We start from the raw sequence: 24,294 nt of genomic DNA on the forward strand, positions 1-24,294 counted from the left end.
GTGCCGGTTTCTCCCGTCCGCCGCTCAGGATGGTTTCGTCTGGGAAGGCTGGGCACCGCTTGGCACGTGTGTGTCCGTCCTGGTGGACCGCCGGCACTCGTTCGTCCTCACGCGTTCCGCCCGTCCTGGTGACCATGACGTCCGAAACGCCGAGGGAGTGACCGTGGTGGCGATGAATGCCGATGATCGCGAACCAGTGTCCGCGCAGCTTCTCAAGGGCCAGAAAGCGCTGGTGACCGGAGCCAACTCGGGTATCGGCCTGGCTACCGCGATCGCCCTGGGCCGGGCGGGCGCGGACGTCGTCGTGAACTACGTCGTCGGAGGTGACGAGGCCGAGAAGATCGTGGCCCGGATCGAGGACTTCGGGGTCCGCGCCTACGCCCACCAGGCCGATGTGTCCGACGAGGACCAGGTCGTCGCCATGGTCGCGCGGATGGTCGAGGAGTTCGGCACCATCGACATCATGGTGGCCAACGCGGGCCTCCAACGGGACGCCCCCCTGGCGGAGATGACCCTCGCGCAGTGGCAGAAGGTGATCGACGTCAATCTCACCGGCCAGTTCCTCTGCGCGCGGGAGGCCGCCAAGGAGTTCATGCGGCGCGGCGTGGTGGAGGAGGTGTCCCGGTCGGCCGGGAAGATCATTTGTATGAGTTCGGTCCACCAGATCGTGCCGTGGTCGGGGCATGTGAACTACGCCTCCTCCAAGGGCGGCGTGGGCATGATGATGCAGACCCTCGCCCAGGAACTCGCGCCCCATCGCATCAGGGTCAACGCGGTGGCGCCCGGCGCGATCCGGACGCCGATCAACCGCGACGCATGGTCCACTCCCGAGGCTGAGAACGACCTGCTGCGTCTGATCCCCTACCGTCGGGTGGGCGATCCGGAGGACATCGCCAACGCCGTCGTCGCCGTGGCCTCCGACCTGCTCGACTACGTCGTGGGCACCACGCTCTTCGTGGACGGCGGAATGACGCTCTTCCCCGGCTTCGCCACCGGGGGCTGACCGCCGATGCAGGACCACGTCACACCCCGCAGGGTGGTGATCCTCGGCGGCGGGTTCGCCGGGTTGTTCGCGGCCCGCGCCCTGCGGCGCTCACCGGTCGCGGTGACCGTGGTCGACCGCCGGGCTCATCACCTCTTCCAACCGCTGCTCTACCAGTGCGCCTCCGGAATCCTGTCCGAGGGGCAGATCGCGCAACCGCTCCGCGGGGTGCTGCGCCGGCACCACAACGTGAGATGCGTGCTCGCCGAGGCCACCGACGTGGACACCGGTGCCCGGCTGGTCCACGCCCGACGCCCCGACGGCGGTGATCTTCGGCTGCCGTACGACGACCTGATCGTCGCGGTCGGCATGCGGCAGTCCTACTTCGGACACGACGAGTTCGCCGCGCACGCCCCCGGAATGAAGACCCTGGACGACGCTCTGGAAGTCCGTCGGCGGATCTACCGGGCGTTCGAGATGGCCGAGACCGCCGCGGACGACCGGGAGCGGCGGGAATGGCTGACGTTCGCGCTCGTGGGCGGGGGGCCGACCGGTGTCGAACTCGCCGGACAGATCAGGGAGATCGCCGGCCACACGCTCGACCGGGAGTTCCAGAGGATCGACTCGGCCAACGCGCGGGTGCTGCTGTTCGAGGGGTCCGACGCGGTACTGGGGGCGTTCGGCCCGCGGCTCGCCCATCGTGCGGCCCGCACGCTGACGGACCTCGGCGTGGAACTCCGTCTCGGCACCAGGGTCACCGACATCGACGAGCGAGGTCTGTCGGTACGGGGCCAGGACGGTACGACGACCCGGGTCGCGGCACGCACCGTGCTGTGGACGGCGGGCGTGGAGGCGCCGCCGGTCATCGCGGCGCTGGCCCGGGCAACCGGTGCCAAACAGGATCGGGCCGGACGCGTCCTCGTCGAACCCGATCTCACCGTCCCCGGGCATCCGGAGATCCGCGTCACGGGTGACGTCATGAGCCTGAACCGGCTGCCGGGCCTGGCCGAGGTGGCCATGCAGTCCGGCGCCTACGCGGGCCGGGTCGTGCGTCACAGCGTGGAAGGCAGGACGAAGCAGCCGAAGCCCTTCAAGTACCTGGACCTCGGCAGCGCCGCCTACATCGCACGCGGCCGCGCGGTCGTGAAGGCGGGCCCACTGCACCTGTCGGGACTGCCGGGCTGGCTCGTCTGGCTCTTCGTCCACCTGGCGTTCCTCACCGGATTCCGCAGCAGGATGGGCGCGGTGCTGAGCTGGGCCGTCGTGTTCGTGACGGGTTCGCGACGCGAGCGCGCCTTCAACCTGCCCGAGGCCGGAGCGTCGGCCGGCCGGGCGGCTACGCCACAGGCCTCCGCACCACCGCCCTGACAAGGCACCGGCCGGCTTCTCCGCCACCGACCCGGCACCTTGTCCCTCCTCAGGCCCGCTCCCCGCGCGGCAGACCGATCGAGGCGCGCATGCTCACCACCGCTGCCCAACTGGCGACCACACCCGCCCAGCTTCTGCCGGCCCGGGAGCTGATGGCCTTCACCCTGGCCTCGCACATCCTGCTGGTTCCGTTCGGTGTGGCACTGCCGTTCATCACGCTCCTCATGCACCATCGGGGTCTTCGCCGCAACGACCCCGTCGCTCTTCAGCTCGCCCGGCGCTGGTCGGCGGTGATGGCCGTCCAGTTCGCCATCGGCGTCATCACCGGAACCGTGCTGTCCTTCGAGTTCGGTCTGCTGTGGCCAGGCATGATGGGCCGCTGGGGAGACGTGTTCGGCCTCGGGTTCGGCGTCGAGGCCTGGGCGTTCTTCCTGGAGGCCGTGCTCATCGCCGTCTACTTGTACGGATGGCGGCGGCTCAAGCCCTGGACGCACTTCTGGCTGGCGCTACCGCTGCCGCCGGCCGCCCTCATGGGAGCGTTCGGCATCATCGCCGCCAACTCCTGGATGAACACGCCGCAGGGGTTCCGCCTCGATGCGCAGGGCAATCCCGTCGACGTCGATGTGCGGCAGGCGGTCTTCACGCCGATGTTCGGCCCCGAGTACTGGCACTTCGTGGTCGCGATGTTCCTCACCGCGGGCTACGTCGTCGCCGGCGTGTACGCGGTCGGCTGGCTGAGGGGACGCCGTGACCGTTACCACAGGCTTGGTTTCACGCTGCCGTTCACCGTCGCAGCGATCCTCACCCCGGTTCAGTTCATGCTCGGCGACTCCGCCGCTCGCGCCGTCTTCCACAAACAGCCCGTCAAGTTCGCCGCCATGGAGATCGTCTGGAAGACCGACACCCATGTGCCCGAGTACATGTTCGGACGGCTCAACAGCGGCGGGTCGGTCTCCGGCGGACTGAAGATCCCTCAACTGGACTCGATCCTCGCCGGGTTCGAACCCAGTACCCAGGTCACCGGTCTGACGTCCGTGCCGGCGGCCGACCGCCCGACCGTCGTCCAGGCCACCATCGCCCACTGGGCCTTCGACCTCATGGTCACCATCGGCAGCCTGCTGATCCTCCTGGCCCTCTGGTACGCCTGGTCCTGGTGGAGACATCGGGACAATCCGCGCGGTCGCTGGTTCTACCGCTGCGCCGCGGTCGCCGGAGTCGCGTGCCTGTTCACGGTGGAGTGCGGCTGGATCACCACGGAGGTCGGTCGTCAGCCGTGGATCGTCTACCGGCACATGAGGGTCTCCGAGGCCGTCACCCCCACCCAAGCCGCCGGGCTGTGGACCATGCTGGGCATCGTCATGGCCGTGTACGTGGTCGTCCTCGGCGCTTTTCTCGCGGTCGTTCTGAAGATGCGCATCCGCTGGCGCATCGCGGACGAGGGCTCGGCCACCCGGCGCGCCGCATTGCCGCCGGAGACCGACACCCCCTACGGACCCAGGGGCGAACCCGAGCCCGCGATCACCGGGGCAGGACCCGGTACCCGCTCCGACCGTGATTCCGGGGGTGCGTCATGATGGCCGACACCATCGCCTGGGTCCTGGTGGCGGCGATCGCCGCCTACGCGTGCGCCGGGGGTACCGACTACGGCGCCGGCTTCTGGGACCTGCTGGCGGGCGGCGCGGACCGCGGCAAGCGGCCTCGCCGGCTGATCGACCATGCCATGGCGCCGGTCTGGGAGGTCAACAACGTCTGGCTGATCTTCGTCCTGGTCGTCATGTGGACCGGTTTCCCGACGATGTTCCAGGCCGTCTTCGCGGCCATGTGGCTGCCGCTCGCTCTCGCCGCCGTCGGCCTGGTCCTGCGGGGCGCCGGATTCGCCCTGCGCAAGCCCTCCCGCCGACTCGCCCGACGCCGCGTCTACGGCGCGATGTTCGCCGTCTCCTCGCTGCTCACCCCGTTCTTCCTCGGGGCGGTGCTCGGCGGCATCGCCTCCGGCCGCGTCAAGGTCGGGACGACCGCTTCCCCGGACGCCTGGGCCAATCCGACCTCCGTCCTCGCGGGCCTGCTGGCGATCGCCGCCAGCGCCTTCCTCGGGGCGGTCTTCCTCTGCTCCGATGCCCGACGGTTCGGCGCGCACGACCTGGTCGACTACTTCCGCCGCCGGGCGCTGCCCGCCTTCGCCGCCGTCGTCGTGCTGGCACTCATCGGCCTGCCCGTCACCCACCACGACGCCCGGTACGTGTGGGACGGCCTCACCCGGGGCGCGGGCCTGCTGCTGATCGTCCTGGCCGCGGTGTGCGGTCTGGCCACGGTGGCGCTCCTGGCACGGCGGTCCTTCCGCTGGTCCCGGCACACCGCGGTGGCGAGCGTCGCTCTGACCGTCGGCGCCTGGGGCTTCGCGCAGCGGCCCTACGTGCTGCCCACCTCGCTGTCGGTGGCCGAGGCAGCCGGTGCCGCGCACACGCTGCGCTGGCTGGTGATCGTCACGGTGATCGCGATCGTCCTGGTCGGTCCGGCGCTGGTGGTGCTCTACCGGCTGGACACCATGGGCGAGTTGGAGCCGCTCACCGACGCCGACACCCACGCCGCGCGGGCACAGGGGGACAACTACTAGCGGCGGGTGGCTCCTTCGCCGCGGACGGTGCTTCGTCAGCCCAGCCGGGCGGCGATGTGGTCGCCCACCCGCAACGCGTTGGCGATGGCCGTCAGGGACGGGTTGACCGCCCCGATGCTGGGGAAGAAGCTCGTGTCCACCACGTAGAGGTTGTCGAGGTCGTGGGCCTTGCAGTTGACGTCGAGGGCCGAGCTCCTGGGATCGTCGCCGAACCGCACGGTGCCGGCCTGGTGCGCGGTCGCGCCGATCGGCATGCCCTTGTGCAGGTAGATGCTGTGCGACAGCAGCCGGTGCTCGTGCATGCCCAAGTGACCGAGCATGTCCTGCAGCTTGTGCCTGAGGCGCTTCAGTCCGGCCATGTTGTTCTTCTCGTCGAGGGTGAGATGGACGGCTCCGTCGTCGTCGACGGTGACGCGGCTTTCCGGCAGCGGGAGGTCCTCGCCGCAGAGCCAGAAGTCGACGGCGTGGTGCGCCAGCACCTCGAACGGCATGTCGGGCGCCGCCGCCCCGGCCCATCGCGGTGCCTCGCCGTGGATCTGGTCGGCGTCCGACTTGCCGAGCATCTGGATGCCGCCGAGCGGGTAGTCCCAGTCGTCCGCGCCGAGATACCAGTCGTGCAGTGCCAAGGTCTTCTGGAAACTGGTGGGGTTGGGCTCCTTCGACACCGCCATCAGCGCCAGATTGTTGTGCCGCATGTAGTGGCGGCCCACCACGTCCGAGCTGTTCGCCAGGCCGCCGGGGTGCTTGTCATTGGCCGAACGCAGCAGCAGGACGGCGGAGTTGACCGCACCGGCGGCGACCACCACGAGATCGGCGCTGAAGGTCTCGGTGGTCCCGCTTTCGTCGAGTTCGGCGACGACGCCGGTGACGGTGCGTCCGGTCGTGTCGGTCTCCAGGCGTCGTACATGGGCGCCCGTCACCATCGAGACGTTGTCGTGCTTCAGCGCCGGGTCGACGCAGATCACCTGAGCGTCGGACTTGGCGCCCAAGAGGCAGGGGAAGCCGTCGACCCGGTCGCAGCGTATGCAGACGCTGTCATGGGTGGCCCGGCCCCTGTCGTCCTGCGTGAGGTTCACTCCGATCGGCAGGTGGAAGGGATGCAGCCCGGCCTTCTCGAGATCGTCGCTGAGCTGCTGGATGCGCGGTTCGTGCTCGAGGGGCGGATAGGCGTACTGCGCGCCGGCGGGCCCTTCGGTGGGGTCCTCGCCGTGGTGGCCGTGCACCAGGTAGAGGTGCTCGGCCTGCGTGTAGTACGGCTCGATGTCCTCGTAGCGGATCGGCCACCCCGGTGAGACGCCGTCGTGGTGACGCAGTTCGCCGAAGTCCTCGGGCCGCAGCCGGAAGAGCGCGGCGCCGTAGAACTTGGTGTTGCCCCCGACGTAGTAGTTCACCTCCGGCGGGAAGGCCTTGCCGTGTTTGTCGTACCAGAACTCGGGGGCTCGGTACTTGCCCTTGACGAAGACGGCCGTGGAGTCCCAGTTGTCGCGCTCCCGCGGCAGGTAGCCGCCGCGTTCCAGGATCAGAATCCGCCTGCCCGTGGGGGCCAGCCGGTGCGCGAGGGTACCGCCGCCTGCTCCCGTACCGATGATGATGACGTCGTAGTGCTGATCGCCGGCCATGGCGTGGTTCCGTTCTGGGTCGTTGCCGGTCAGAGTCTCGGGCGAATGCGGTTCGGCGGCATGGCGCTCGCGGCCTCGTCGACGATGGTCAGCGGGTCTGCGGCCGCGTCCACGGTCAGGCCGGGCTCGTCCGGCCGCAGTGGTTCGAGCGCGGCGTACTGGGAGTCGACCAGTCGGGCGGGCATGAAGTGGCCGGTGCGTTGCGAGACTCGTCGGTCGGCGGTCGTCCGGTCGATTGCCAGATACAGGAACCACACGCCTGCGTTCGCGCCGCGCAGCAGGTCCCGGTACGCGCGTTTGAGAGCCGAGCAGGACATCACCCCGCCCCGGCCGGATTCAGTCGCCTCCGCTGTCCAGCCGGCGAGGGATCGCAGCCACGGCAGGCGGTCGTCGTCGTCCAGCGGCCGGCCCGCGGCCATCTTGGCGCGGTTCGCTGCCGGGTGGAGTTCGTCGCCCTCCAGGAAAGGCACCGTGAGCCGCTGTGCGAGCAGCCGTCCCACAGTCGACTTCCCCGATCCCGCGACACCCATCACCACAACGACCGTGGGGGTGGAGATGGTTGGTCCCATGAGTTCCTCCGACGAGGTCCGGTGGGTGCCGTCGTGTGCGCCTTCACCTTGAGCGGGGTCCGGACCGTGGCTTTCATGTCACAGAACAGCGATCGGATTGACCGGTGAGCCGGTGGCGTCCGGCAGTCTCAGCGGGGCGATCGCGCAGAGGAACGACCAGCGGCCCTCCGCCTCACACGCCGCCGCCAGGTCCTCGAACTGCAGATAGTCCAGCAGGTGCAGACCCATGGCGTGGATCGCCAGCACGTGGACGGGGAAGTCGACGCCCTCGGCGGAACTGGGCGCGGTGTCGTTGTTGCCGTCGCCGCCGAGCACGCACACCCGCCGGTCAGCCAGGAACTCCAGAGCGGAGGGGTGCAGTCCGGAGCGGCTGCTCGCCGCGTGCCACGCTCCCCGTTCGCTGCGGCGTCGTCGGTGGCCGACGCGGACGAACAGCAGGTCCCCCTCGGACACGCGGACGTTCTGCTCGGTCTCGGCGGCGGTGAGGTCGTCGACGGTGACGTCCTGACCCGGTTCGAGCCAGGGCACGCGACGCAGCCGCGGGATGTCCAGAAGTACGCCGCGTCCGACGATCCCGTCGCCGGCTGCCTCGATGGACAGGGCGGTCGCCCCGCCCGTCGTGACGGTGCTCGCGGCCACTCCGCCGTGCAGTGTGCCCTCGTAGATCACGTGACAGAGCGCGTCGATGTGGCTGTCCGCGTCGCCGTGCACGTGCATCGCGAAGCTGTCCGTCGCGAAGTGCAGGCCGTCCGAGGCGTCGTTTCCCGGCTGCCCGCTCATCCGGTGCCGCGCGGGCGTGGGATTGTCCGGCCCCCGCAGTGTCTCCACGGGCGCCGCGAGCGAGACCGTGCGGCCGGTACGCACCTCGCGCGTGGCGGCCGCGACCCGCGAGGCGGTGAGCGCGACCAGGGCACCGCGGTCACCGGCGGCCCAGGCGGCGCGCGCTGCCAGGCGCCGGTACAGCGCGCTGAACTCGTTCTCGGTCAGCCGCGGCGGCTCTGCCGGACGGGTGTGCGTGACCATCGATCAGTGCCCTCCTCCGCGTCGAGTGCCTCGTCCAGGGTTGGTTGCCGTCGTCTGGAGCGGCTCCTCCCCCTTGCCCGCGCGCTCGTGCGGCCTGTCCACCGGCCAGTGGGACGAAGGCGGTCGCTTTCTCGGCGAAGCCGAAGTCGAGCATCACCCGCACGGACAGCGCGGCGTCCCGCACCCGAGTGAACCGGTAGTCCCGGTGGCGACCTGCGAGAGGAACGCTGGGCGAGTCGAAGCCAGGAGGACTCGAGCGCTGAGGTCTGCAGTTCACCCACCAGGCCGTGTTCCCCGATGGGCGGGTAGCGATCCATGGCTGCTCCTAGGCGAGAGGAGCCCCCCAGCCCACTATCGGCTACCCCGACGACCGCTGCACCTCGGCGAAGGGCAATCCGGGCCAGGACGATGACCGACCGGGCGTTACTGGCCGTGGCCGACGCGGCTCGGGCACCGGTGCGCGGGTGCCGCGCGCCGCGCCGTGGGCAGTGAGGCATGCGGGTCTCTGGCCCAACTCCTGCCGAACATCGTGCTGTTGAGCCTCATGGGCGTGCTGACGCTCAGATTCCAACCGGCCGGCCGGTCGAGGGCGTGGGGGACGCCACCCGCTGCTGTGCCCCACCCGGACGAACGTCCCGGGTGATCGCGTCCACCGCGACGTGTCGCGCTTGACCGGCACGAGGCAGGATCGCACCCTTCCGACGAGGGGCGCTGACACGACGACAACACCCGCGAACGAGGGCACCACCCGCGCGGGCTGAGGAGGCCACGCGTGCAGGAGAGCCGCACCGGACGGCAGGTGACGCTTCGACGCGGCGCACAGCGTGCGGTGATCGTCGAGCTGGGTGCGGCTCTGCGGTCGTATGCCGTAGGTGAACGCGCCGTGATCGCCGGGTTCGGCGAGCAGGCCCTGATCACCGGCGGGCGCGGCCAGATCCTGGTGCCGTGGCCCAACCGGATCGGTGACGGCCGGTACTCCTGGCACGGGGAGGCCCTGCAACTGCCGCTCAACGAACCGACCGCCGGGAACGCCATCCACGGACTGCTCCGCTGGGTCGCGTGGCGTGTCGTGGAGGCGACCGACAGCCGGGCCGTTCTGGAAGTCACGCTGTGGCCCCAGCCGGGCTATCCGTTCCACCTCGCCGTCCGCGCCGCGTACGTCCTGGGCGAGAGCGGTCTCGAGGTCGCCGTGACAGCGCGCAACCTCGACGTTCGGGCCGCGCCGTACGGCTTTGGCCAGCACCCCTACGTCACCGCCGGCACGGCAGTCGTCGACGAGGCGATGCTGACCGTCCCGGCACGGACGTGGCTGCGCACCGACGAGCGCGGACTGCCGGTCGCCACCGAGCCGGTGGCCGGGACGGCGTACGACCTGCGTGCGCCGAAGGTGGTAGGAGACCTCCGGCTGGACACACCGTTCGGTGACCTCGACCGGGATGCGGACGGGCGAGCCGTCGTCCGCCTGGCCCACCCGTCGGGTGAGTCCGGTACGGACGTGTGGCTCGGGGAGGGCGCCGACTATGTACAGCTCTACACGGGCGACACCCTTCCGTCGGACGAGCGTCGTCGCGCCGTCGCGATCGAGCCGATGACCTGCCCGCCGGACGCCTTCCGCAGCGGCACCGGACTCATCAGCCTCGGCCCCGGCGAGCGGCACACGGTCCGCTGGGGGATCACGCCGTGGGGAGCCGCCCACGGCGTCACGATTCTCCCGGAGTGATGTTCGACGGCGCCGGATCCACCGAGCGAGCCGCTCTCCGACGGGTTTCGCCGCGGCCGCAGCCCGCGCTCGACACAGCCGAGGAGGCGCGGACCGCGGCGCCAGGACCGGTGCTCGGGTCGCCGCGGCACGTTCCTGGTCATCGTGGCCACCGTCTCGCTCTACGGTCTGACCGCCGTGCCCGTGGCCCGGCGTCTGGGCGTCGTACGCCCCGCCCGTTCGCGTCCGCTGCTGGTGGGGGGCGACCCCTGGGTGGTCGACCTGGGCGTGGCACTGCGAGCGGCGGGGCTGGAGGTGCTGATGTGGGCGGGGGAGCATGAGCAGCGTGAACGGATCGGGCATGCCGGGATCGAACTCGCGTCCGGTGAGATGCTGGCGGCCACCGGGCGGAGCCGCCGAGCTGGAGGGTGTCACGGCGGTGTACTTCCTCACGGCGACTCGGCGCACCGCCCGACAGCCAGGGAGCCGTGGGGCCGTTCATCGGCGGGGAAGTCCTGTTCGGCCGGGGGCTGACATGGTCGGCCCTGACCCGCAGGTACGAGGACGGAGCGGCCGTCCTGGCGCGGCCAACCGAAGGTGATCTGCCGCCGGGCAGCGACGTGCTGTTCCTGGTACGTCGTGACGGCCGTCTGGTTCCGGCCCTGGAGGACAGGAAGCCGCCGTCCCTCCCGGGCGACACGGTCGTCCTGCTGACGGCGGGCCGTGGGCCCCGAGGCCTGCCAAGCCCCTGACACCAACGGGCCAGCACTGTTTGCGGTGCGCGCCGCCACCGTCCCTGAATGGATCTCATGCAGAGAGACATCTCTTCGCAGGATGAGGCCGTGCCGCCCATGGAACGTTCGCACTGGGTGGCCTTCGCCGGGACCCTGCTGATGATCGCGGGGTTGTTCGATCTCCTGAACGGTTTCGTCGCGATCCTGGACCACGGCTACTACGAGACGGTGGCGGACCACGGGAACCGCCTGCTCATCTTCAACTACACCGCCTGGGGATGGATCTGGGTCCTCGTCGGCATCGCGCAGATCCTCGCGAGCGTCGGGGTCCTGGCGGGCTCCCGGGCGGCGCGGCGCACGGGAATCGTGCTGGCCTCGCTGTGTCTGGTCGGCCAGATGATGTTCCTGCCCACCTTCCCCTGGTGGTCGCTGGCCACCATGGCCATCTCCGTCCTGGTGATCTTCGGCCTGCTGGCCGAACCGCGGCACGTGCCGTCGATGCGGATCTAGCCGAGGTCCAGCCGTGGTCCAGCCGACGTCCCCCGGACGGGTCAGGGCTCAGGAGACGGCGGGGCCGGTGATGTACCGGCCGTGCTCGTCGTACGGCCACACGTTGGGGACGCAGCCGTGCATGCCCTTGATCTGCTGCATCATCGCGGGGGCCGGCTTTCCGGGGCCCGGGCAGCCGGCGTGGCCGTGGCCGAGGAAGTGGCCGACCTCGTGGTTGATGATCAGTGCGCGGTAGGCGGTGACGTCCTTGGCGTAGACGGGGGTGGCCAGCAGCCAGCGCTTGAGGTTGACCATCACGTCGTTGGAGACACTGCAGTTGACCTCACCCTCGGTCTGCAGTCCGTACGCACCGCAGATCTTGTCCACGGTCCGGGGTGTCGCGATCTTCACGGCGAAGTCGGCGGTGCCGTCGGAGACGCGCTGGAACGCCGAGTGGCCGTCGGCCGTCCAGCCGCGCCGGTCGGCGAGGACGCGCTCGACTTCCTCGGCGGCGGCCCGGGAGGACACGTCGAGGCCGTCCTCCACCTCCACCCGGTAACGCCATACCTTGCCGGTGCCGACCTTGGGGCTGGTGCCGGGTGCGGTGGTGATCGTGCCCGGGCCCGTGGCCGGGATCGCCTTCGGGGAGGCAGATGCCGAGGGGCTGTGGCTGGGGGAGGGCTTGCTGTTGTGGGACGGCGCCGGGGGCTTGGACCCGGCCTGGATGTGTTCGCGGGGCCGGGCGTCCGCCTGGTCGTCGCCGTGGCCGGGGGCGGTCCAGCCCACGGCCGCGAAGCAAGCTGCGCCCAGCACGGCGATCGCGGCGACACCTCCCCACAGCCGTCCCTTCCGTCCGCTCACCACGGCGTGGGCGGGGCCACTGGGACGGCGGCGGCTGCTGGATCGAGTTGCTTTGTGAGCGGTCATGGTGGCTTAGGTTGTGACCGTTTTGTGATCGAACCTGGCCCGATGGATAACGAAAAGATAACGCCGGTCTGGTCGGGTGCTCATGTGATCATCCGGTAACAGAACCCCCAGCAGGGCGCGGGACGTGCCGATACTGAGCCCATGCCACGTGTACTGCTGATCGAAGACGACCGCGCCGTGCGGGAGGGCGTCGCCCTGGCCCTGCGTCGGCAGGGTCACGAGGTCGGTACCGCCGTGACGGGGGAGGAAGGGCTCCAACAGGCCCGTTCCTTCCGGCCGGACGTCGCGGTGCTGGACCTGATGCTGCCCGGCATGCCCGGTCTGGACGTCTGCCGTGCGCTGCGTGACCTCGACCAGACGCTGCCGATCATCATGGCCACCGCGCGGGGCGACGACGAGGACATCGTCGTGGGGCTGGAGGCGGGAGCCGACGACTACGTGGTCAAGCCCGTGCAGGCGCGGGTCCTGGACGCCCGCATCCGCGCCGTGCTGCGCCGGGCGGCCCAGGCGCCGGGCGACGGCGGCATACCGAAACTCGACACGTACGGGGACCTGACCGTCGACCGGGCCGGCTTCTCGGTCGCCCTGCGCGGTGTGCCCGTGGCGCTCGCCGCCTCCGAACTGCGCCTCCTGCTGACCCTGTCCGCCTCGCCCGGGCAGGTCTTCAGCCGGCAGCAACTGCTGGAGGCTGTCTGGGAACACAGCTACCACGGCGACGCACGTCTGGTGGCCGCCTGCGTCAAGCGGCTGCGCGCCAAGATGGGCGAGCCCCGTTACATCGAGACCGTGCGCGGCTTCGGCTACCGGTTCGCCGCACGGTGACCCGCGCTCGCAGGGCCCGCGTCCGCGGGCTGTCCGCCCGGCGCTCCAGAGTGCCCCAACTGCTCGGCCTGCGCACCCGGTTGGTTCTGGCGTTCGCGCTCGTGGCGGCGCTCACCGCGACCACGACCGGCGCCCTGACCTTCCGCGAGGCGCGCACCGGTGTGCTCCAGCAGAGCCAGGACGCGGTGATCTCACAGCTGCGCGCCCAGGCGAACCGGCTCGCTCCCGACCTCGACATACCGCCCACCCAGGACGGGCTGCGGCGGTTCGCGTCCGACGTCGCGGCCTCCGAACCGTCCGGCGCCTGGCGGGTCATGGTGACCTACGGCGAGTCGAGCGCGACGTCCGCCGCCGGAGACCGGTTCGCGGAACTGACGCCCGCGCTGCGCGAGGCCGTGCGGTCCAGCGTGGCGACCGTCTTCCAGCGGGTCCGCACCGGCGACCACACCTCCCTCGTCGTCGGCATGTCCGTGGCGTTCACGACCGGCGCCGCGTCGGGCCTGCGGATCTTCCTGACCGTCCCCCAGGCCACGGAACAGGCCTATGTCGACGCCCTGGTCACGGCCGTCGAACGGGCCACCGTGCCCGCCCTGGTACTGGCCGTGCTCCTCGCGCTCCTCGCCGCCCGCGGGGTGCTGCGCCCGGTGCGCGCGCTGCGCAGTGCCACCCGCAGCATCGCCGAGGGACGCCTCGACACCCGCCTCGCCGTCAACGGCTCCGACGAACTGGCCGACCTGTCGCACACGTTCAACGAGACGGCCGCCGCCCTGGAGGCGTCGGTGGCCGAACTGCGGGGCATGGAGGCCCGCGCCCGCCGGTTCGCCGCCGACGTCTCGCACGAACTGCGCACCCCGCTGGCCGCCATGTCGGCGGTCACCGACGTCCTCGACGAGGACGCCGTCCGCCTCGACCCGGACACCGCCACCGCGGTCCGCCTGATCAGCGAGGAGACCGTGAAACTGGCCCGCCTGGTGGACGACCTGATGGAGATCTCCCGCTTCGACGCGGGCGCCGCGGTCCTGCTCCTCGACGAGATCGACCTCGCCGAGTCACTGCGCCGCACGCTCGCCGCCCGCGCCTGGACCGACCTGGTGGACACCGAACTTCCGCCGCCCGACACCCTGCGTGGACGCGTCGACCCGCGCCGCCTCGACGTGGTCGTGGCGAACCTGGTCGGCAACGCCCTCCGGCACGGCGCCCGCCCGGTCCGGCTGCGCCTGACCGGCTCGACCGGGACGGAGCGCCGTGCCGTCATCGAGGTGCTGGACAGCGGCCCCGGCATCCCCGCCCACGTCCTGCCCCATGTCTTCGAACGGTTCTACAAGTCCGACGCCGCCCGCACCCGTACCGAGGGCAGTGGACTCGGCCTCGCGATCACCGCCGAGAACGTCCGCGTCCACGGCGGGTCCGTGCGCGTCGCCAACCGGCCGGAGGGCGGCGCGGTCTTCACCGTCGAACTCCCGCTGCACAACGAGGAGAACCGGTGACCAAACCCGTACGCCGCTGGGCGTCGGTGATGCTGATACCGGCCGTGGGCCTGGTCGCTTCCTGCGGCATACCCACCACCGGGGTGGTGCAGGCCGGCGTCCCCGCGAGCGGGCTCGTGCCGACCATCCGGGTCTACTACGTCACCGGCGACGTCCTCTACGGCGTCTCCCGCCGGACCGCGGCGCCACCCGACGTCGGGTCGGCGATCCAGGTGCTGCTCAAAGGTCCCAGCCCGGGCGAACAGTCCGCGGGCCTGAAGTCGCTGCTGCCCTCCGTGGCGTCGCCTCCCACGGCTCTGTTCCCCACCGAAGCGCCCACCCTGGACCAGCGTGCAGCTGCCCAGGCGTCGAAGTGGGTGCAGGTCACCTCACGCAGGGACCGCGTGGACATCCGGCTCACCGTCGCCATGGGCGGCAAGACCGATCTCGCCGCGGCACAGCTCATCTGCACGGCCCTCGCGGCCGAGCGCGTCGGCGCCCCCGGAGTCGGGCCCCTGCCCGTCACCGTCACGGCCGCGGAGGGCCGCGAGATCCGGTCCTCCGACACCGAATGCCCGGACTGACCGAAGGGGCGACGTACGGTCGGCATCATGCGCCCGTAGTACACGAAGCGAACGTACGCAGTAGGTTACTTGAGTTACGCAACAAGATGGTAAAGTGGATCGCATGGCCACTCCACCGCTGCCCGAACTCCCCGACAGTCCCGCGTCCGAGGAGGTCATCGAGATCGAGCGCGCGCTCACCCGCATCACCTACCTGAGCACCCGCGCCCGCCAGCACGAGCGGCTGATGGCACTGGCCGGCGTGCCCCTCGACCGCGCCGCCGTGGCGCTGCTGCGGCAGGTCGCCGACTCCGAGCCACTGCGCCCCGGCGAACTCGCCACGCGCCTCGGCGTGGAGGCCTCGCACGTCACCCGCACCGTGCAGCAACTGCAGAAGTCCGGCTACGTCACCCGCGTCCCCGACCCCGACGACCGCCGCGCCCAGCGCGTCCAGCTCACCGAGACCGGACAGCAGGCCATCGCCCGCGTCCGCGACGCCGGCGCCCGCGGCATGCAGCTCGCCCTGTCCGACTGGTCGCCGGAGGAACTGCGCCAGCTGGCCTCGCTCTTCCACCGCATGGTCGACGACTTCCTCACCTACGCCATCGACGAGGAAACCGAGCACACGACCGTCTGAAGCCCCGTCACGCCGACATCGCACGCCGACCGGCCGACCGCGCCCCCGTCGGCGGTTCGCGCAGACCGCACAGCAGCAGCCGGCCCAGCGCCGGCAGCGCGATCAGCGGAAGCAACGCCGTCCGCAGCGACGTCACGTCGGCCAACGCCCCCAGCGCCGGCGCGGCCAGCCCACCCACACTCACCGTCAGCCCCAGCGTGACCCCGCTCGCCGTCCCCACCCGGCGCGGCAGGAAGTCCTGACCGAGCGTGACATGAAGCGAGAACGGCACATACAGCCCGGCCGAGGTCAGCGCCACGAACAGATACACCACCGGCCCCGGCACCAGCACCACGCCCGCCACCGCCAGAGCGGTCAGCCCGTACGAGCGCCGCACCACCGCCAGCCGTCCGTACCGGTCGGCCAGCCGGCCCCCGGCCACCGTGCCCACGGCACCCCCGAGGTACAGCACGAACAGCGCGGCCGTACCGGCCGCCTCCCCGCCGCCCGAGCGCTGACGCACGTACAACGAAATGAACGCGCTCAGGCCGACGAAGACGATCGACCGGCACACGATCGCCCCGGACAGCCGCAGGAACGACGGCCAGTCGTCCTCGCCGTTCGCCATCGCCTCACGGGTGAGCCCCCCTCCGCCCCCGGACCGGCGAAGCCCCGCCGCGCACAGCGCAGCTCCCGCCAGTGCCGGGACCACCAGCAGGGGAGAGGCGTGCAGGCCACCGGTGCCCACGACGGCCGCGACCAGCACAGGCGCAGTCGCGAAGCCGAGATTGCCGCCCAACGCGAACCAGCCCATCGCCGTGTTGCTGCCGCCCGCCGCCGCACGAGCCGCCCGCGCCGCCTCCGGATGGTAGGCGGCGACCCCGATCCCCGACACCGCGACCGCAGCCAACGTCGGCCCGTACGAGCCGACGACCCCGCACAGCGCGACTCCCGTACCACCGGTCACCGCACTCACCGGCAGCAGCCACGGCATCGGCCACCGGTCTGTCAACACCCCGAACAGCGGCTGCACCACCGACGACAGCAGCGAGGCAGCCAGCACGACGCCCGACGCGGCGGCGTAGGCGTAGGCGCGCTCGGCGACGAAGAACGGCACGAGGGCGGCGACGGCTCCCTGATACACGTCCACACAGGCGTGACTCAGGGACAGCAGGGCGATGGGACGGTCACGGTGAAGAGGCACCCCGCGATCGTCGCGCCACCCGTCCCTGGCCCACTTCCGATAATCTGCCTGCCTGTGTCGAACATCCGCCATTCGCCGAAGGCACCCACCCGCGTCCGCACCTTGGCCGCCGGCGAACGCATCGACGCGCACCACCACGACGAACACCAGATCGTCTACGCCGGCTCAGGCGTCGTCACCGTCACCACCGACGCCGGTACCTGGTTCGCCCCCGGCACCCGCGCCCTGTGGATCCCCGCCCACACCGTCCACGCCCACCGCGCCCGCGGCCACCTCGACCTGCACCTCGTGGGACTGCCCGCCCACGACAACCCCCTCGGCCTCGACGCCCCCACCGCCCTCGCCGTCAGCCCCCTCCTGCGCGAACTGATCCTCGCCTACACCCACGAGCCCGACGACCACACCCCAGAACGCCACCGCCTGCTCGCCGTCCTGCGCGACCAACTGCGCGTCTCACCCCAGCAGCCCATGCGGCTGCCCACCCCCACCGACCCCCGTCTGACCGCCGTCTGCGCCCTCGTCCACGCCAACCCCGCCGACCCCCGCACCCTCGCCTCCCTCGGCGCGGCAACCGGAACCGGCGAACGCACCCTCAGCCGCCTCTTCCGCACCGAGCTCGGCATGACCTTCCCCCAGTGGCGCACCCAGTCCCGCCTCTACCACGCCCTGCGCCTGCTCGCCGACGACACCCCCGTCACCACCGTCGCCCACCACTGCGGCTGGTCCTCCACCAGCGCCTTCATCGACGTCTTCCGCCGCCACCTCGGCTACACCCCGGGCACCCACCACCACCGCCCGTAGAACGAAAGGCCCGCGCAGAGGCGACATTTACCGACCGGCTAGTATCCCGCGGCAGGCCCCCCAGAGGAGGAACCGTGCCACGGTCCGAACGCTCACCCCTGCTGCTCGCCGGCCTCTTGGCCACCGCCGGAGTCGCCCATTTCGCCCGACCCCGCCCCTTCGACGCCACCATCCCCGACGCCCTGCCCGGCACTCCGAGGACCTGGACCTACGCCAGCGGCGCCGCCGAACTCGCCCTCGCCGCCGGTCTCGCCCTGCCCCGCACCCGCAAGACCGCCGCCCTCGCCGTGGCCGCCTTCTTCGTCGGCGTCTTCCCCGCCAACGTCAAGATGGCCATCGACTGGCGCCACCGTCCCACCCCCCACAAGGCTGCCGCCATCGGACGACTGCCCCTGCAACTGCCCCTCGTCCTGTGGGCCCGCAGCATCGCCAAGAGTGGGGAGAGCCAGGCATGAGCGAGCGCATCGACATCGGCGACAAGGTCGACGACTTCGAACTTCCCGACGAGACCGGCACCCCCCGCACCCTCTCCGCACTCCTCGCCGACGGACCCGTCGTCCTCTTCTTCTACCCCGCGGCTCTGAGCGCCGGCTGCACCGCCGAGGCCTGCCACTTCCGCGACCTCGCCGCCGAGTTCGCCGCCGTCGGCGCCCACCCCGTCGGCATCAGCGGCGACACCGTCGAACGCCAGCAGGAGTTCTCCGGCCGCCACACCCTCGGCATGCCTCTCCTCTCCGACGCCGACGGCACCATCCGCGAGCGCTTCGGCGTCAAACGAGGCTTCAACCTCGCCCCCACCAAACGCGCCACCTTCGTCATAGCCCAGGACCGCACCGTCCTGGACATCATCCGCAGCGAACTCCGCATGAACACCCACGCGGACCGCGCTCTGGCTGCCCTGCGGACCCACCAGAAGTGACACCCGCGCAACGCGCGCCCCCCCGGGGTCGCGCGTTTCGGTTGAAGCGGTGCGACAAAAGAACCATCCTGAACTATATGGAGCACGGCTCTGCTGCGGTGATCGTCGATGCCGGGGGCATGGTGACGGGGTGGAGCGAGGGTGCCCGGCGACTGACCGGATACACCGCCGACGAAATCCTGGGGCGGGCTGTGCGGGAGCTGCTCGTCGAGGCGCCGTCGGCCGAGGCCCTGGCGGCGCTCGCCGGGAGGGTGGTGGTGCGGCACCGGGACGGCTCCAGCGTCAGCCTCGATGCGCGGGCCTGTCCCGTCACCGGTGAGGGCGGTGCGGCGGCGGGGCATGTGATCACGGCCGAGGCGGCCGGCGGGCCGCGGGAGTCGGAGCTGCTGGCCGCCCGTGCCTTTCAGCAGGCGTCGATGTCGATGTCGGTGTTCGACACGCGCCAGCGCTATCTGCGGCTCAATGACGTGGCCTGCCGGGTCATGGGAGTGTCGGAGGACGTCCTGCAGGGCCGGCACTTCGCGGACACCGTGGTGGACGCCGAGCACAGCCGTGGCTTCCTGGCCCATCTGCGGCAGGTCGCCGAGACGGGCCGGCCCACCCGGTACGAGAGCTACGCCGGCGCCCCCGCCCTCAACCGTGATCACGCCTGGACCACGGACATGTGGCCGCTGCGGGACGCCTCGGGCGCGGTGTGCGCGGTCGCGCTGGCGGCCTTCGACAGTACCGAGCAGTACTGGGCGCGTGAGCGGCTGGCGCTGCTGAACGAGGCGGCGGCGTCCATCGGGACCACGCTGGACGTGGTCCGTACCGCCGAGGAGCTCGTGGAGCTGCTGGTGCCGCGGTACGCGGATTTCGCGAGCGTGGATCTGCTCGACTGGGTGCTGGCCGCGGAGGAGCGGCCGGCACTGCCGGACATCGACATCATTCTGCGCCGCGTCGCGCACGGCTCGGTGACGGAGGGGACGCCGGAGGCGGCGGTGCGTATCGGGGATGCGGACTTCTACCCGTCGTTCTCGCCGCCGGCGATGGCTCTGCGTGCGGGGCGGGCCGTCGTCAGCCAGGCGGGGGAGCCGGATTTCGTGCGGTGGGTCGCTGAGCGCAATGCCCGCGCTCCGGCGGGTCGCCCGCAGCGCAGGGGTGTGCACTCGATGCTGGCGGTGCCGTTGCGGGCGCGCGGCACGACGCTGGGTGTGGCGGTGGGCGTACGGATCGCGAATCCGGACGACTTCGGGAACGACGACGTCGTACTGGCGGAGGAGCTGGCCAGCCGGGCTGCCGTCTGCATCGACAACGCCCGTCGGTTCGCCCGCGAGCGCAGCACGGCGTTGGCGCTGCAGAACAGTCTGCTGCCAAGGGGCCTGCCCGGACAGGCCGCGGTGGAGGTGGCGCACCGATATCTGCCCTCGGGGGCGCTGGTCGGGATCGGTGGCGACTGGTTCGACGTGATCCCGTTGTCCGGCAGCCGTGTCGCTCTGGTCGTCGGGGATGTCGTGGGGCACGGCATTCCCTCGACGGCGACGATGGGCCGGCTGTGTACGGCCGTACGCACGCTGGCGGACGTGGATCTGCCGCCGGACGAACTGCTCACCCACCTCGACGACCTCGTCACCCATCTGGCCTCGGGCGACAGCGGTGACGAGGTCGCGGAACTGGGGGCCACCTGCCTGTACGCGGTCTACGACCCCGTCTCGCGGCGGCTGAACGTGGCGGCCGCCGGCCATCCGGGGCCGGCGCTGTTGTTGCCGGACGGTACGGCGAGCGTGATCGAGATGACGGCCGGGCCACCTCTGGGCGTCGGTGGTCTGCCGTTCGAGGCGACGGAGCTGGAAGTGCCCGAGGGCGCGGTGGTGGCCCTGTACACCGACGGTCTGATCGAGGACCGCGACCGGGATGTCGACCATGCCACCGCCGAGCTGTGCCGTGCGCTGACCGCCCCCGTCGACACGCTGGAGGCGCTGTGCGACACGGTGCTGAAGGCGGTGCTGCCGGAGGATCCCAGTGACGACGTGGCGCTGCTGCTGGCCCGCACCCGTGCGCTGGGCGCGGATCAGGTGGCCACCTGGGACATCACGCCGGACCCGGAGCGGGTGGCCGCGGCCCGGCAGGCCGCCACGGAGCAGTTGTCGGCGTGGGGTCTGGACGAGGCGGCGTTCGTGACCGAGTTGGTCGTCAGTGAACTGGTCACGAACGCCATCCGCTACGGCGCCCCGCCCGTCCAGCTGCGGTTGATCCGCGACCACACGCTGATCTGCGAGGTCTCCGACGGCAGTTCCACCTCACCGCATCTGCGCCGGGCCCATGCCTTCGACGAGGGCGGCCGCGGACTGCTGCTGGTCGCCCAGCTCACCCACCGCTGGGGCAGTCGGCAGACCGGCCGGGGCAAGACGATCTGGGCCGAGCAGCCGCTGCCTCCGGGCTGATCACTGGAAGGAGCAGCCGGGGTTGGGCACGCCCTCCGAATAGGGGGCGCCGTGCGGGAGGACGTAGAGGACGTCGAGGACGAGTGGGGTGGCGCCCTCATTGCGGCCGAGGTGGACGTCGCCGGGGCCGCCGGGTTCGCGGACGGTGGTGCCCGTCGGGTAGACGCCGTCCTCGGCGCAGTCGGAGTGGTAGTGGCTGAGGGTGCCCTGGCGGACGAAGCCGTAGACGGTGCCGTCGTGGTAGTGCCAGCCGGTGGCCTGGCCGGGCGGGACCGTGATCTCGCGCAGGACGTAGTCGGTGTCGCCGACGGTGGTCTGGCTGATGAGCTTGGCGGTCACCCCGGGGCCGGGCGGTGTGGCGCCTGCCGTGCCGCAGACGGTGAGGGTGGTGCCGGTGACGATCGCGCCGACGAGGGCGGAGCGGAGCGCGGTGCGCATGCGAGGTGCCTCTCTGGACATGGGGGGAAGATCGAGTACCGCCGTGAACATAGAGCCCCGGGAGGGTGGTTGGGGCCGGAACGGATCAATCCGGCGGGGAAGTGGGCTGGTGGGCCCGATTCCGTGCCGACTGGTCCGTGCGTGCACCCTCGATTTAGAAAATTGCCGCTTTGGGAACACGTAGCTGCGTAATTCGACGACCTGCGGCGATGTGAGGCGGTGACGTGCAGGTGAGCGACGCCCTGCGTCGGTCGCGCCGACATCCCGGTACCGAACCCGGCGGCAGCCGCGGCCCGCGTCGGATGCGGTACGTCGTGCTGGGCAGCCGACCGGCCCGCGGACACGGGACGGTGGCCCGTGCGCGCAGGGCGTCGGCCTCCGCGCGGGGGGCCGGGAACGGCGTGGACGTGCACCACGGGCTGAAGGTCAGTGCCGCCTACGCCTGGCGGCTGCTGGTGCTCGGGGCGGCCGTGTACGCGGGCTTCGTGATTCTGGGACGCCTGCAGCTGGTCGCTGTCGCGTTGTTCCTCGCCCTGGTCGTGACGTCCGTACTGCGTCCCCTCGCCGATCTGCTGGCACGATGGCTGCCGAGGTCGCTCGCGGTGGTGGTGAGCGTCGTGGGAAGCCTGGTGCTGTTCCTGGGACTGCTGGCGCTGGTCGGCGAGCTGGTGGCGAGCGAGTGGGATCAGCTCGGGCGGGAGTTCAGCGGAGGCATCGGACGCATCGAGCGGTGGCTGCAGGGCGCTCCGTTCCATGTGAGTCCCACGGTGACGTCAAATCTTCAGGGCAAGGTCAACACCTTCGTGTCGGAGCACCGCTCCACGTTGATCACCAGCGCGGTGAGCGGTGCCGGGCGGCTCGTGGAGGTGCTGACCGCGGGGGTGCTGGCGCTGTTCTGCTCCTTGTTCTTCATCCATTCCGGCGACCGGTTCTGGCACTGGTTCCAGGAGTTGCTGCCGCAGCCGGCCCGGGACCCCTGGAACCGTGCGGGTCGCGCGGCGTGGCGGACGTTCGCCGGGTACACGCGGGGCATCGTGATCGTGGCGGCCACCAACGCGGTACTGGTCGGCATCGCCCTGTTCGTGCTGCGGGTGCCGTTGGCCCTGCCGCTGACGCTGCTGGAGTTCTTCGCCGCGTTCATCCCCCTGGTGGGATCGCCCATCGCGCTGGGCGTGGCCACGGTGGTCGCGCTGGCGTCGCGCGGGCCGGTCATCGCGATCGTGGTCCTCGCGCTGATCGTCATCGTCGGCCAGATCGAGGGCCATGTACTGCATCCGCTGGTGATGAGCTGGGCGGTGCGGCTGCATCCGGTCGTGGTGGCGGTCTCGGTGATCGCCGGCAGCATCCTGGCGGGGGTGATCGGCGCGGTCGTCGCCGTGCCGATGGTGTCGGTGGCCTGGGCGGTCCACCGCGAACTGCGCGCCCCCGCAGGGCCGAGGCAGAGACGAGCGGAGACCTAGCGACCCGCTACTCCTGGTCGCCGTCGTCGGCGGCGACCTGAGCGAGCGTACGGCCGCTGCTGACCGAGCGGGCCCGGCGCGGATCCGGCGTGCCGTGCCCGGAGGCCTTCGCACTACCGGTCCTCACCAGCAGCCAGGCCTCTTCCCGGTTGCCGTCCTTGCCGCCGCGGAACCGGGTGAGGGCGTACTCGCCCTGCAGTTTGGAGCCCTTGAGGCGGAAGCGGGCGTGCCCGCCCTCCAGGGACTCCTCGAAGTCGACGGGCCGCCCCTTGCGGTCGTGGCTGAGCGGTTCGTAGGTGCCGTGGTCCCACACGATCACCGTGCCCCCGCCGTACTCGCCCCGCGGGATCACGCCCTCGAAGTCCTCGTACTCCAGGGGATGGTCCTCGGTGGGCACGGCGAGCCGCTTGTCGTGCGGATCGTCGGAGGGGCCCTTGGGGATGGACCATGATTTGAGTACGTCGCCGACCTGCAGCCGGAAGTCGAAGTGCAGGGTGCTGGCGTCGTGGATCTGCACGACGAACCGCGGCTCGTCCCCCGAGGCGGCCGACTGCCCCCGTGGCTCCCCGGTCCGCTGGAAGTCGCGCTTGTCGTGGTAGTCCCGCAGCCGGTCCCGCTCACCCACCTGGGGCTCCTTCCGCACGCCCGGTTCCCTCGCGGCCGCCCGAGTACCCCGCGCGGTGGCTCAGAACTCCTCGTGCACCGTCGGGTCGCCGCCCAGGCGCCGGTGGGCGCGGTCGGAGACGGCTGCCAGCTGGTCGGCGTCGAGCTCGAAGCCGAAGATGTCGAGGTTCTGCCGTTGCCGCTCGGGGTCGGAGGACTTCGGGATGGGCAGCGCGCCGAGCTGGGTGTGCCAGCGCAGGACGACCTGCCCGGGTGTCACGCCGTGGGCCTCGGCGATGGCGACGAGGGCCGGGTCCTCGAGGAGGCTGCTGCCCCGGCCGAGCGGGCTCCAGCTCTCGGTGACGATGCCGTTGGCGTCGTGGAAGGCGCGCAGCTGTTCCTGCGGGAAGAGCGGGTGCAATTCGATCTGGTTCACCGAGGGCAGCACACCGGTCTCCTTCTCCAGCCGTTCGATGTGTTCGGCGGTGAAGTTGGAGACGCCGATGGAGCGGACGAGTCCGTCCTCGCGGAGTTTGATCATGGCGCGCCAGGAGTCGACGTACTTGTCGACGCGGGGGAGTGGCCAGTGGATCAGGTACAGGTCCACGTACTCCAGGCCCAGCCGCCTGCGGGACTCCTCGAAGGAGGCGAGCGTCTCCTCGTGGCCGTGGTGGCGGCCCGGCAGTTTCGTCGTGACGACGACCTCCTCGCGTGGGATGCCGCTGCGGGCGATGCCGAGGCCGACGCCGGACTCGTTGCGGTAGTTGGTCGCCGTGTCGACCAGGCGGTAGCCCGTCTCCAGAGCCCCGGCCACGGCGCGTTCCGCCTCCGCGTCGCTCATCGGCCAGGTGCCCAGGCCGATGGCGGGGATCGTCGTGCCGTCGTTGAGCGTGTACGTCGGGATGCTGACCACGTCGGGACCTTTCCTCGACTGCGCCGGACCTCCAGCCTCACG

General features: G+C 71.1%; 24 protein-coding genes. 16 read left to right on the forward strand and 8 right to left on the reverse strand.

From position 1 onward, the window contains the following. Positions 1–172: 172 nt before the first annotated feature. From ABZ453_RS09150 to ABZ453_RS09165, 4 genes are all read left to right on the forward strand, one after another. On the forward strand, positions 173–1,003 hold the full coding sequence (locus ABZ453_RS09150) for an SDR family oxidoreductase (RefSeq protein ID WP_359013150.1): 831 nt from the start codon (positions 173–175) through the stop codon (positions 1,001–1,003). Between the two features lie 6 nt (positions 1,004–1,009). Continuing rightward, entirely contained in the window at positions 1,010–2,350 is a 1,341-nt protein-coding gene (locus ABZ453_RS09155) for an NAD(P)/FAD-dependent oxidoreductase (RefSeq protein WP_359013152.1), read from the forward strand. Between the two features lie 89 nt (positions 2,351–2,439). Further along, positions 2,440–3,924 carry a cytochrome ubiquinol oxidase subunit I gene (locus ABZ453_RS09160; RefSeq protein WP_359013154.1) on the forward strand — a complete coding sequence of 495 codons (1,485 nt, stop codon included), beginning with the start codon at positions 2,440–2,442 and terminating at the stop codon, positions 3,922–3,924. After that, positions 3,921–4,964, forward strand: a complete 1,044-nt coding sequence (locus ABZ453_RS09165; protein ID WP_359013156.1) for a cytochrome d ubiquinol oxidase subunit II — start codon at positions 3,921–3,923, stop codon at positions 4,962–4,964. Before ABZ453_RS09160 ends, ABZ453_RS09165 begins: the two co-directional genes overlap by 4 nt. A gap of 35 nt (positions 4,965–4,999) precedes the next feature. Here ABZ453_RS09165 and ABZ453_RS09170 read toward each other — a convergent pair whose 3' ends face one another. The 3 genes from ABZ453_RS09170 to ABZ453_RS09180 form a co-directional block, all read right to left on the reverse strand. Beyond that, positions 5,000–6,583 (reverse strand): GMC family oxidoreductase, encoded by a 1,584-nt coding sequence (locus ABZ453_RS09170; RefSeq protein WP_359013158.1) that lies wholly within the window; start codon positions 6,581–6,583, stop codon positions 5,000–5,002. A gap of 29 nt (positions 6,584–6,612) precedes the next feature. Further along, complete coding sequence (locus ABZ453_RS09175; RefSeq protein ID WP_359013160.1) at positions 6,613–7,152, reverse strand: gluconokinase; 540 nt, start codon at positions 7,150–7,152, stop codon at positions 6,613–6,615. Positions 7,153–7,230: 78 nt separating this feature from the next. Further along, on the reverse strand, positions 7,231–8,175 hold the full coding sequence (locus tag ABZ453_RS09180; RefSeq protein WP_359013162.1) for a cyclase family protein: 945 nt from the start codon (positions 8,173–8,175) through the stop codon (positions 7,231–7,233). 772 nt (positions 8,176–8,947) lie between these two features. Between ABZ453_RS09180 and ABZ453_RS09185 the strand changes: the two genes are divergently transcribed. From ABZ453_RS09185 to ABZ453_RS09195, 3 genes are all read left to right on the forward strand, one after another. Beyond that, the gene (locus ABZ453_RS09185) at positions 8,948–9,895 is read left to right on the forward strand and encodes an aldose 1-epimerase family protein (protein WP_359013164.1); all 948 of its coding nucleotides are present in this window, start codon (positions 8,948–8,950) and stop codon (positions 9,893–9,895) included. 144 nt (positions 9,896–10,039) lie between these two features. Next, entirely contained in the window at positions 10,040–10,408 is a 369-nt protein-coding gene (locus tag ABZ453_RS09190) for a hypothetical protein (protein ID WP_359013166.1), read from the forward strand. A 317-nt stretch (positions 10,409–10,725) separates the two neighbouring features. Continuing rightward, entirely contained in the window at positions 10,726–11,118 is a 393-nt protein-coding gene (locus ABZ453_RS09195) for a hypothetical protein (RefSeq protein ID WP_359013168.1), read from the forward strand. Between the two features lie 48 nt (positions 11,119–11,166). On the opposite strand, the gene ABZ453_RS09200 is transcribed toward ABZ453_RS09195, so the two are convergent. After that, positions 11,167–12,024 carry a DUF3152 domain-containing protein gene (locus tag ABZ453_RS09200; RefSeq protein ID WP_359013170.1) on the reverse strand — a complete coding sequence of 286 codons (858 nt, stop codon included), beginning with the start codon at positions 12,022–12,024 and terminating at the stop codon, positions 11,167–11,169. Positions 12,025–12,165: 141 nt separating this feature from the next. Here ABZ453_RS09200 and ABZ453_RS09205 point away from each other — a divergent pair, with 141 nt between their 5' ends. From ABZ453_RS09205 to ABZ453_RS09220, 4 genes are all read left to right on the forward strand, one after another. Beyond that, positions 12,166–12,846 (forward strand): response regulator transcription factor, encoded by a 681-nt coding sequence (locus tag ABZ453_RS09205; protein ID WP_359013172.1) that lies wholly within the window; start codon positions 12,166–12,168, stop codon positions 12,844–12,846. 50 nt (positions 12,847–12,896) lie between these two features. After that, positions 12,897–14,333 (forward strand): ATP-binding protein, encoded by a 1,437-nt coding sequence (locus ABZ453_RS09210; RefSeq protein ID WP_359013393.1) that lies wholly within the window; start codon positions 12,897–12,899, stop codon positions 14,331–14,333. After that, positions 14,330–14,896 carry a hypothetical protein gene (locus ABZ453_RS09215; RefSeq protein WP_359013174.1) on the forward strand — a complete coding sequence of 189 codons (567 nt, stop codon included), beginning with the start codon at positions 14,330–14,332 and terminating at the stop codon, positions 14,894–14,896. The genes ABZ453_RS09210 and ABZ453_RS09215 overlap by 4 nt, the downstream gene beginning before the upstream one ends. Positions 14,897–14,999: 103 nt before the next feature. Next, positions 15,000–15,512 (forward strand): MarR family transcriptional regulator, encoded by a 513-nt coding sequence (locus tag ABZ453_RS09220; protein WP_359013176.1) that lies wholly within the window; start codon positions 15,000–15,002, stop codon positions 15,510–15,512. A gap of 7 nt (positions 15,513–15,519) precedes the next feature. On the opposite strand, the gene ABZ453_RS09225 is transcribed toward ABZ453_RS09220, so the two are convergent. Next, positions 15,520–16,695: an MFS transporter gene (locus tag ABZ453_RS09225; RefSeq protein ID WP_359013178.1), complete on the reverse strand. Its 1,176-nt coding sequence runs from the start codon at positions 16,693–16,695 to the stop codon at positions 15,520–15,522. 54 nt (positions 16,696–16,749) lie between these two features. Here ABZ453_RS09225 and ABZ453_RS09230 point away from each other — a divergent pair, with 54 nt between their 5' ends. From ABZ453_RS09230 to ABZ453_RS09245, 4 genes are all read left to right on the forward strand, one after another. Beyond that, positions 16,750–17,496, forward strand: a complete 747-nt coding sequence (locus tag ABZ453_RS09230; RefSeq protein WP_359013180.1) for a helix-turn-helix transcriptional regulator — start codon at positions 16,750–16,752, stop codon at positions 17,494–17,496. Between the two features lie 74 nt (positions 17,497–17,570). Continuing rightward, positions 17,571–17,951, forward strand: a complete 381-nt coding sequence (locus ABZ453_RS09235) for a DoxX family protein (RefSeq protein WP_359013182.1) — start codon at positions 17,571–17,573, stop codon at positions 17,949–17,951. Continuing rightward, positions 17,948–18,415 (forward strand): peroxiredoxin, encoded by a 468-nt coding sequence (locus tag ABZ453_RS09240; protein WP_359013184.1) that lies wholly within the window; start codon positions 17,948–17,950, stop codon positions 18,413–18,415. Before ABZ453_RS09235 ends, ABZ453_RS09240 begins: the two co-directional genes overlap by 4 nt. A 77-nt stretch (positions 18,416–18,492) precedes the next feature. Then, on the forward strand, positions 18,493–20,838 hold the full coding sequence (locus ABZ453_RS09245; protein WP_359013186.1) for a SpoIIE family protein phosphatase: 2,346 nt from the start codon (positions 18,493–18,495) through the stop codon (positions 20,836–20,838). Here ABZ453_RS09245 and ABZ453_RS09250 read toward each other — a convergent pair whose 3' ends face one another. After that, complete coding sequence (locus ABZ453_RS09250) at positions 20,839–21,276, reverse strand: cupin domain-containing protein (protein ID WP_359013188.1); 438 nt, start codon at positions 21,274–21,276, stop codon at positions 20,839–20,841. A gap of 224 nt (positions 21,277–21,500) precedes the next feature. On the opposite strand from ABZ453_RS09250, the gene ABZ453_RS09255 reads away from it, so the two are divergent. Next, the gene (locus ABZ453_RS09255; RefSeq protein ID WP_359013190.1) at positions 21,501–22,736 is read left to right on the forward strand and encodes an AI-2E family transporter; all 1,236 of its coding nucleotides are present in this window, start codon (positions 21,501–21,503) and stop codon (positions 22,734–22,736) included. A 7-nt stretch (positions 22,737–22,743) separates the two neighbouring features. Here ABZ453_RS09255 and ABZ453_RS09260 read toward each other — a convergent pair whose 3' ends face one another. Then, complete coding sequence (locus tag ABZ453_RS09260) at positions 22,744–23,361, reverse strand: DNA polymerase ligase N-terminal domain-containing protein (RefSeq protein WP_359013395.1); 618 nt, start codon at positions 23,359–23,361, stop codon at positions 22,744–22,746. Between the two features lie 60 nt (positions 23,362–23,421). Next, entirely contained in the window at positions 23,422–24,252 is an 831-nt protein-coding gene (locus tag ABZ453_RS09265; protein WP_359013192.1) for an aldo/keto reductase, read from the reverse strand. Between the last annotated feature and the right edge of the window lie 42 nt (positions 24,253–24,294).

The sequence above is a fragment of the Streptomyces sp. NPDC005799 genome, assembly GCF_040630525.1.
Classification (GTDB): domain Bacteria; phylum Actinomycetota; class Actinomycetes; order Streptomycetales; family Streptomycetaceae; genus Streptomyces; species Streptomyces griseorubiginosus_B.

Bases quoted from the DNA above. Each gene is read 5' to 3' on its own strand.
- ABZ453_RS09170 (WP_359013158.1), bottom strand. From the start codon at position 6,583: ATGGCCGGCGATCAGCACTACGACGTCATCATCATCGGTACGGGAGCA.
- ABZ453_RS09250 (WP_359013188.1), bottom strand. From the start codon at position 21,276: ATGCGCACCGCGCTCCGCTCCGCCCTCGTCGGCGCGATCGTCACCGGC.
- ABZ453_RS09195 (WP_359013168.1), top strand. From the start codon at position 10,726: ATGGAACGTTCGCACTGGGTGGCCTTCGCCGGGACCCTGCTGATGATC.
- ABZ453_RS09200 (WP_359013170.1), bottom strand. From the start codon at position 12,024: ATGACCGCTCACAAAGCAACTCGATCCAGCAGCCGCCGCCGTCCCAGT.
- ABZ453_RS09175 (WP_359013160.1), bottom strand. From the start codon at position 7,152: ATGGGACCAACCATCTCCACCCCCACGGTCGTTGTGGTGATGGGTGTC.
- ABZ453_RS09165 (WP_359013156.1), top strand. From the start codon at position 3,921: ATGATGGCCGACACCATCGCCTGGGTCCTGGTGGCGGCGATCGCCGCC.
- ABZ453_RS09160 (WP_359013154.1), top strand. From the start codon at position 2,440: ATGCTCACCACCGCTGCCCAACTGGCGACCACACCCGCCCAGCTTCTG.
- ABZ453_RS09220 (WP_359013176.1), top strand. From the start codon at position 15,000: ATGGCCACTCCACCGCTGCCCGAACTCCCCGACAGTCCCGCGTCCGAG.
- ABZ453_RS09245 (WP_359013186.1), top strand. From the start codon at position 18,493: ATGGAGCACGGCTCTGCTGCGGTGATCGTCGATGCCGGGGGCATGGTG.
- ABZ453_RS09155 (WP_359013152.1), top strand. From the start codon at position 1,010: ATGCAGGACCACGTCACACCCCGCAGGGTGGTGATCCTCGGCGGCGGG.
- ABZ453_RS09150 (WP_359013150.1), top strand. From the start codon at position 173: ATGAATGCCGATGATCGCGAACCAGTGTCCGCGCAGCTTCTCAAGGGC.
- ABZ453_RS09180 (WP_359013162.1), bottom strand. From the start codon at position 8,175: ATGGTCACGCACACCCGTCCGGCAGAGCCGCCGCGGCTGACCGAGAAC.
- ABZ453_RS09240 (WP_359013184.1), top strand. From the start codon at position 17,948: ATGAGCGAGCGCATCGACATCGGCGACAAGGTCGACGACTTCGAACTT.
- ABZ453_RS09205 (WP_359013172.1), top strand. From the start codon at position 12,166: ATGCCACGTGTACTGCTGATCGAAGACGACCGCGCCGTGCGGGAGGGC.